Source organism: Eubacterium sp. BIOML-A2 (assembly GCF_009680135.1).
In the GTDB taxonomy this organism is placed as follows: Bacteria; Bacillota; Clostridia; order Lachnospirales; family Lachnospiraceae; genus Faecalicatena; species Faecalicatena contortus_B.
This window is the reverse complement of record NZ_WKZK01000083.1, coordinates 1-7,730: the sequence shown is the minus strand read 5'-3', so window position 1 is coordinate 7,730 and position 7,730 is coordinate 1. Positions and strand designations below refer to the sequence as shown.

Here is a 7,730-nt window from a genome sequence, read left to right as displayed (position 1 = left end):
GGGGTCTGACCCCCTTGCACACTTTCATATATATGAGCCTTGTTTCCTTATTATGCCTGCCCTGCATTGGTAAACAATATGTTCAGCCCCTCCGAGATGGTATAACTGATCTGCTTTACCATTTCATCTACGTCTTTCGGGGTCATAAACATTCCGTTCAGATGAGGGGAAATCAATTCTTTTACCAGCTCATACTTCTCCGCGGCGCTGTAAGTGCGCAGCACATCTCCCACGCCCTTCAACATTTCAGAGGTCTCCAGCGCGTTGATCAGATTCTCCATCGTGTCATTCACGATAGTTGCCGCAGCAACAACCGTCGGAACACCAATACCAATTACAGGAACTCCCAGTGATTCCTTCGTCAGTCCATTGCGGTGGTTGCCCACCCCGGAGCCCGGATGGATCCCCGTATCCGCGATCTGCACGGTTCGGTTCAGCCTTCTGCTGTTTCTGGCCGCCAACGCGTCTATGGCTATTACCAGATCGGGGCTGGTCTCGTCCACGACTCCTTTGACAATCTCTACTGTCTCCATCCCGGTCTGCCCCATGACACCCGGTATTATGGCGCTAACCAGATTGGCATGTTCCATTCCCATAGCATATTTCCCGTATTCTTTCACGATATGCCTCGTCACACATAAGTTCTCCACGACATATGGTCCAAGCGCGTCCGGCGTCACCTGACGGTTTCCAAGCCCTACGATCAGAACGGATAAGTCTTCTTTGTCAAGCAGTCCCAGTTTCTCTATCAGTTCCTTAATGTAACCCGAAAGTTCTTCCGAGATCTCCCTGTGATACCCTTCATCCGGCACACCCAGATTCGGCGCCTCCACAGTAAGGTAAGTACCGACCGGCTTGCCCATGACCTTGGCGCCCTTTTCTGTCTCAATGCGTACCCGTGAAATACGTATTTCACGTTCCTCATCAAATTCCTCCTCGAGAACAACCCCCTGGACCTCCACGTTGTCTGATTCAAACCGTTCTTTCTCCTCAAGCGCAAGGTCAGTCCTAATACTATACTTTTCCACCATCTTCAAGTCCTCACTTTTCCATAACATCATTTGAATTTACAGGTAGTTTTTGCAATATTTTGAGAAATATGTATTGACAACCCTTGTTCCTTAGCATAAAATAAATGAGTATGTTCCGTTTAAACGTCCGTGTCCGATTTTAACGGAATTATGAATTCACTATTTGAAAATTTCACATATTTGGAGGTGTACAGATTGGCTAACATTAAATCTGCTAAAAAAAGAATTTTAGTTAACGAAACAAAAGCTGCAAGAAACAAATCAATCAAATCTAAAGTAAAGACATCCGTAAAGAAAGTTGAGACTGCAGTGGCACAGAAAGATGCAGCGGCTGCTAAGACAGCATTACAGGCTGCAATCGCTGAGATTTCTAAGGCAGGAAGCAAAGGTGTTTATCACAAAAACACAGTTGGAAGAAAAATTTCCCGCTTAACCAAAGCAGTTAACGACATTGCTTAATAGATAAAAGCAAGACATCCGCTCCCGTCAGGCGGGTGTTTTTTGTGATATAGGAAATCCCAAAGGAATTTCCTATATCACAAAAACCCTCCGGGGGATACGCATGTATTAATAAAGGAGGCGCCCATACAATCATGGGCGTCTCCTTTCTGCGTCAATATTTCACTCTCAAAAAGATTTTCGTTCAGATTTATTCAATATCGCTGTTCTCCGCCCCGGACAGGCTTCCAGCCGCCTTTAAAGCTTCGAATACCCAAAACTATTAATAATGCCTTCCAACTTTTGACCGGCCTTGCACATCGGGCATTCATAGGACCTATACACATGATAGTCCGGCAGATCAGAGCTGGTAAAGATGGTCTTTACTTCCAATCCCGCCACCTTTGAGATCGCACTGAATACCGCACAGATCCCGCAGACCGTGCCCCCATAATAAAGCACCGACTCTATCGCCTGATAGGCAAGCGCCCCGGTTGCCAGGGAATCCGTGAGAATCAGCACCTGCTTTGCCTCAATCATTCTCTGATTGTTATCCCGAAACAGGATCTGCCCTGAGGAATCAAATTCCGGCGTTACGACAGAGATATTATTGCCGCCGCTCAGGGATGCATGCACGCTGTCCGACAAAGCCTCCGCCATAAATGCGCCGATCACTTCGGTATTCTTGAGGCAGACAATCGTGTCTATCAAAGTATTCGTCATGTATTCTGCCGCCAGCGTCCTGGCCGTCTCCCGTGCATTGTTGTGACGGGTCTTTACCGTGGACATATCAATATATGTATTCACATGGGAATGTCTCGTCGCAAAATGGCCGCTCATTATTTTAATGCGGGCTTTGGGATTCTTCGTTGACCGAAGATTGGATAGTCTTTCATCCATACTGTCATCTCCTTTCTGATAAAATAGAAAACATCCGTGTTATTGTTGTTTTTATTTTACCACACCGGCCCAAAATATGCAGTATAATGGTTGTATTTCAGGTAATTTTCTGAAAATATTATCGCTATGCACGGCCTATGTGCCGCGCATGATAACAAAATAGCACATAACCGTTCGGCCAGTCCGAAACTGTTATAACTTCGTTTCCTTTTTCTTTAAGGAAGGCCACACGGTAATCAGCATTGTCACGAAACTGGCCGTTCCGCCAATGACATTGGACACTGGCTCCGCCCAAAATACTCCCGCTGTTCCCAGATTTCCTATCAGCGGCAACAGTAGGGTCAGCGGAATTACAATGATTACTTTCCTGAACAGGGAAAAGAAGACCGCCTGCTTTGCCCTGTTCAAAGCCACATAAGTGGACTGCCCTGCAAATTGCAGTGACATCATGAAGATTCCGCAGAAATAGATCCGCATAGCAGGTATACCGGCTCTGATCAGTTCCTCCTCTTTTGTAAAAAGCCGCAGGAAAAATGCAGGCTCGAAAAAGAGAACCGCCCACATCAAAAAAGTAAATACAATCCCGCACCAGGACATGAACTTGATAGCCGACTTCACTCTGTCATAACACTCTGCCCCATAATTATATCCGATCACAGGCTGAGCCCCGGAAGTAAGTCCCATGATGGGCATTGTAATAATCTCCCGGACGGAATTGATTACCGTCATAATTCCCACATACAGATCCCCGCCATAGCGATGCAGCGTAGCATTGCATACGATCTGTACGGCCCCGTTCGTCACAGACATCACAAATCCCGATGTTCCCAGCGCCGTAATCTCCTTTACCAGTTTTTTATCCAGACGCATGGAGTCACGGTTCAGCTTCAAAATTGTTTTTTTACCCGTCAGAAAACGCATCACCCAAAAGGCAGAAAGCCCCTGGGATATCACAGTTGCAATGGCGGCTCCCCGGACACCCATCTGGAATACAAAGATCAGAATAGGATCCAGGATAATATTCGTGATTGCACCCAGAGTGACTGTCAGCATCCCGATCTTACCAAACCCCTGTGCATTGATGAAATTGTTCATCCCCAGGCTGATCATCACAAACAATGTTCCGCACAAATAAATGGTAATATAAGCATCTGCATAGGGAAATGTAACTTCACTTGCACCAAACAGATACAACAAAGGCTTTTTAAACAGCAGGCACCCAGCCATTAAAACCACTCCCGAAAGCAGGAGCATGGAAAAAGAATTGCCCATTACTTTTCTGGCCTTCTCCTCCTCATGGCCGCCCCGCGCAATCGAGCACAGCGGCGCCCCGCCCATTCCAAACAGATTGGCAAAAGCCATAATAATTGTGATCACTGGCAGCGCCAGGCCGATTCCCGTGAGCGCCTCCGCCGAGGTATGCGGGATATGGCCAATGTAGATTCTGTCCACAATACTGTACAGCACATTAATCAGCTGGGCCAGCGTCATGGGCAGTGCCAGGCCCATAATATTACGCGCAATACTGCCCTGGCTGAAATCATTCTTATCAGTCAAAAAAATCTCTCCTCGCCAAATTACAGTAACGGAAAACCCCGGCACGTCTTTTGCTGGGGTTAGATAGCGATACTTTTTACATCTACCATGTTGCGGCGGTCATGGTTGACAACTTGCGTCGGCTCCTGCTCGGTATCAACCTGTCCGACAAAGCTATAATGGATTTCGATTTTCCGGGTGTTGGTTTCCCGGTCTAATTCATGTATCAAAATACGGTCGATAAACTCATGGACGTTTTCATAGGTCAATTCCTGTATGTCGCTGTATTTCCCGACAATCTGAATAAACCTTGATATATCCCTTTTTCGCTCGGTAACGGTTGCGATCTGCTGTTGTAACTCGTCTATCCTTGCGGCAAGGGATTTCTTTTCGTCCTCATAGCCGGAAGTTAGAAACACAAACCGTTCATCTGTCAGTCTGCCTAATGCGTTGTCCTCATACAGCTTGCGGAAAAGCGTGTCAAGTTCGGTCATACGCGCCTGTGCTTTGAAAAGTTCCTTTTGCTGCTGCGCTAATGCCTTTCTCGCTTCCATGTCGCCGTACTCGGTAGCTTTACAGATAAAGTCCTGTTCGTGTTCCTTAACATACCGCAAAACCCGCCGCATATCTTCCAGCACTAAATCAAGAAGTACGTTTTTGCGGATATAATGAGAGGTACACTCGCTGCCTGTCCTTGCCCTGTTGCGCCATGCGCCGCAAGAATAGGAAAACTTGCGCGGCTCGATATTTACGCCCTGTTGGTAATACATCTTATGTCTGCAACCAGCGCAAAACAGCAAGCCGGAAAAAATATCAATCTCCGCTGCTTTTGTCGGGCGGTGGCGGGTAGCAATCCGCTTTTGCGCAAGTTCAAAGGTTTCCTCGTCAACAAGCGGCTCATGGGTGTTTGGGAAGAAATAGCGTTGTTCTTCTTCGTTCTTCCGGGTCTTTTTCGACTTGTAGGATACCTTGTGAGTTTTCGCGGTTATGGTATGCCCTAAATATTCCTGCCTTGCTAATATGTCATAGAGCGTTTTGTCCGGCCAAGTATAGGGGGCGATCATTGCCCGCTGATACCGCGCCTGTCCTGTACGCTGATAGCGCAACGCTCCAATCGTCAAGACTTTGTTTTCCGCAAGCCATTTTTGGATTTCGCACATACGCACGCCGCTAACAAACATAGCGAAAACCTGTTTGACAATCGGCGCGGTTTCCGGGTCGGGTATAAGGTGGTGGCGGTTGTTCGGGTCTGGGATATAGCCGTATGGATATTCCCCGTTGACGCGCTCGCCTTTTTGCGCCTGTGCCTGTTTAACTGCGCGGATTTTCTTGCTTGTGTCGCGGGCGTAAAACTCGTTAAACCAGTTCCGCAAGGGGGTAAACTCGTTATCCTCCCGCGCTGTGTCAACTCCGTCGTTGATCGCGATATAGCGTACTCCGTTTTCGGGAAATACAATCTCTATGAGTTCGCCCGTTTTCAGATAGTTTCTGCCAAGACGGGAAAGGTCTTTGGTAATGACCGTCGCCACTCGTCCGGCTTCCACTTCCTGCAACATCGCTTGCAGCCCCTCGCGCTCAAAACTCACGCCGGAAAATCCGTCGTCCACAAAAAACTTTGTGTTCAAAAAATGGTGTTCGTCCGCATAGCGTTGAAGTATCATTTTTTGGTGCTGTATGCTTCCGCTTTCTCCGGCTTGCATATCCTCTTGACTTAAACGGCAGTAAAGGGCGGTGATTTTATTCGACTGTAACATTAGTCCTCCTTTCCGACAGCCGAATAAACAGGTATAATGTGTTGCTATCATTATACCATATCCCGCCGCCTAATGCACTACTCGGACGCTAAAAATCCCGGATTTCCGGGCTTTTTCTGCAAATCCTTTACAATGAGTTTCTCAATCTTTTTATGGATTGTATCGGTTGCCTTTTCACTCGGCAACGCTTGAACAAGATAGGTGATTTTCCCTATTTTGCGTTCGGTTGTAATTGTCTGTTTTTTATCCATTAGAAAAACCTCCTTTTCCTGTATGGATAAACTATATTCGTCAAAAGGCAAAAACGGGCGGTTGTTAGCTGCAACCTCACGGGAGTTTCACCCCGGCCCATGCTTATGGGTGCGCCGCGCAATACTTTGAGGGTGTTCAACGCGGGAGTATCATTGTGCCGCCTTGTATGTCGTCGCCCACAAGCTGCTAAACCTGTTTTACGGCGCGGTAGTTCTCGCTCGGCTTTTCCCCTATGGGGAAAAGCTGTCATGGCGTACCCGCCGACTGGCTCGGTACAGACGGAATGTACCCGTTTGCCTGTTATGCTGCGCACCAAAGGCCGCTTTCTTTGTCAAAGAACAATAGGCTTTGTCGGCCTGCAAAAGCACATCAACAGCGGATATGCTTTTGCGGAACGACAAATAGCCCATAACGGGAAGCGTGGAAAGGGGACACGCTCCCCGCATGGGCTAAAAGATTATCCTACATGAAAAGCAAGGGTGCGGGTAATAAGGCGCACTTGCAGCCTGTTACGCATTTCCTCGTCCACATAGGAATAGGTATTGCCCGCGTCGTCTTTCAGCGTGCGGGTACAAAGTTTCGCTATGTAACCCTCGTAGTGCTTCAAGATCGCGCACATGGCGGTTGTGTCGCCGTTTGCCGCTGCGGAAATGACAGGGAACGGCAACAGATTTTCAGACTTCCTAACGGTATTCATCATCTGCTTTTCCCTCCAAATACTGTTTGATTTTCGCAAGCGCGGATTTCCTGTGCCGGAAAACCGTCGTGCGTACAACATTCAGCAGTTCGCCAATTTCCGCGTCGCTCATATCCAAGAAGTAGGACAAAAGGATAATGTCGCGTTTCCTTTCGGGCAAAGCGTTAAGGGCTTCGGCAAGCAGTTCATTTTTGACGAGTACATCAAAGCCGGACACTTGAAAACGGAAATAATCGCTTTCGTATTCGTCCGTTGTGAAAAGCTGCGCGAGTTCGCTTTCGCTCAAATCCGAAAAAGTAACTTCGCGTGCTGCGCGTTTCGCAAGAGTGCGGCGGTGGCTTTTCGCTTCGCCGACCAAAGTTTTCTTTGCTAATGCGTCGTACTGATGTTGTATTCTTTCCTTGTCGGAAGAAGATAGCTCCATAGAGTTCACCTCCTTCCCGCGTGGAGTAGAGGACGGGAGTTAAGGGCTTGTCCTCTCTGCCCCTTTCGCTCCGTACCCGTTCGGGAGATGGCTCTTGAGTGCGCTTTTCAGAAAAAAGTTGAAAAAAGCAAAATGCGCCCGTCCGCAAGACGCGGACGGGCGCAAAGGAAATGTAAGCAGTAGCTAAATGTATTGACAGTTCACATTCATAGCCGGAATATCCCGCTTGCGGAGCATAGCTTTTTTTGACCGCAAAGCATTAGGCGGGTTACAGTAAATAAAAATGGACACGGCGATACCTCCCCGATACCGCCGTATCCTTAAAAAAGGGCGACTTTAATACACTACCCGCAATCCATTCTATAATAGGGAACAGCGGCTTTTGCGCAATATTAAATAAAAAAGCCGATAACACATAGGTTTTTTGACCTAATGCGTTATCGGCTCTGCGTCTATGCGTCTGGCACTTTTAATCATTTTTTTTTGAATTTATTATATGTGTTAGCTAACTGTCCACAAGCCGCGTTAATCTCTCTGCCATGAGAAACTCTCATAGTAACTTCAAGTCCTGCTTGCTCTAATTGATGTTTGAATGCAACTATTTCCCGTTTCTGTGGTGCTGATTGCGTAAATTTACCTTCGGAAATAATGGTGTAGAGTTCACCCATGATGTACTGATAAAGTATCAGACAATGACT

8 protein-coding genes and 1 pseudogene are annotated in these 7,730 nt (G+C 47.3%); 1 reads left to right on the top strand and 8 read right to left on the bottom strand.

Annotated features, from left to right (window positions below):
- Positions 1–50 precede the first annotated feature (50 nt).
- Entirely contained in the window at positions 51–1,031 is a 981-nt protein-coding gene (gene gpr / locus GKG43_RS21365; RefSeq protein WP_055151209.1) for a GPR endopeptidase, read from the bottom strand.
- Positions 1,032–1,226: 195 nt separating this feature from the next.
- Between gpr and rpsT the strand changes: the two genes are divergently transcribed.
- Positions 1,227–1,490, top strand: coding sequence for a 30S ribosomal protein S20 (gene rpsT / locus GKG43_RS21360; protein ID WP_025657602.1), 264 nt, complete (start codon positions 1,227–1,229; stop codon positions 1,488–1,490).
- A 237-nt stretch (positions 1,491–1,727) separates the two neighbouring features.
- Here the strand turns inward: rpsT and GKG43_RS21355 are convergent, their stop codons facing one another.
- The 7 genes and pseudogenes from GKG43_RS21355 to GKG43_RS21320 form a co-directional block, all read right to left on the bottom strand.
- A complete protein-coding gene (locus GKG43_RS21355) occupies positions 1,728–2,369 on the bottom strand; it encodes an orotate phosphoribosyltransferase (RefSeq protein ID WP_025657603.1) in 642 nt (213 codons plus the stop codon).
- Between the two features lie 192 nt (positions 2,370–2,561).
- The gene (locus tag GKG43_RS21350) at positions 2,562–3,926 is read right to left on the bottom strand and encodes an MATE family efflux transporter (RefSeq protein ID WP_087148793.1); all 1,365 of its coding nucleotides are present in this window, start codon (positions 3,924–3,926) and stop codon (positions 2,562–2,564) included.
- A 59-nt stretch (positions 3,927–3,985) separates the two neighbouring features.
- On the bottom strand, positions 3,986–5,659 hold the full coding sequence (locus tag GKG43_RS21345) for a recombinase family protein (RefSeq protein ID WP_002604471.1): 1,674 nt from the start codon (positions 5,657–5,659) through the stop codon (positions 3,986–3,988).
- 77 nt (positions 5,660–5,736) lie between these two features.
- Positions 5,737–5,910 (bottom strand): transposon-encoded TnpW family protein, encoded by a 174-nt coding sequence (locus GKG43_RS21340; protein WP_002604472.1) that lies wholly within the window; start codon positions 5,908–5,910, stop codon positions 5,737–5,739.
- A gap of 458 nt (positions 5,911–6,368) precedes the next feature.
- Positions 6,369–6,611 carry a helix-turn-helix domain-containing protein gene (locus tag GKG43_RS21335; RefSeq protein WP_002604473.1) on the bottom strand — a complete coding sequence of 81 codons (243 nt, stop codon included), beginning with the start codon at positions 6,609–6,611 and terminating at the stop codon, positions 6,369–6,371.
- Positions 6,595–7,032 carry a sigma-70 family RNA polymerase sigma factor gene (locus GKG43_RS21330; protein ID WP_002604474.1) on the bottom strand — a complete coding sequence of 146 codons (438 nt, stop codon included), beginning with the start codon at positions 7,030–7,032 and terminating at the stop codon, positions 6,595–6,597. Before GKG43_RS21330 ends, GKG43_RS21335 begins: the two co-directional genes overlap by 17 nt.
- Positions 7,033–7,505: 473 nt before the next feature.
- Positions 7,506–7,730: pseudogene (locus GKG43_RS21320) on the bottom strand (hypothetical protein); the annotation flags it as partial.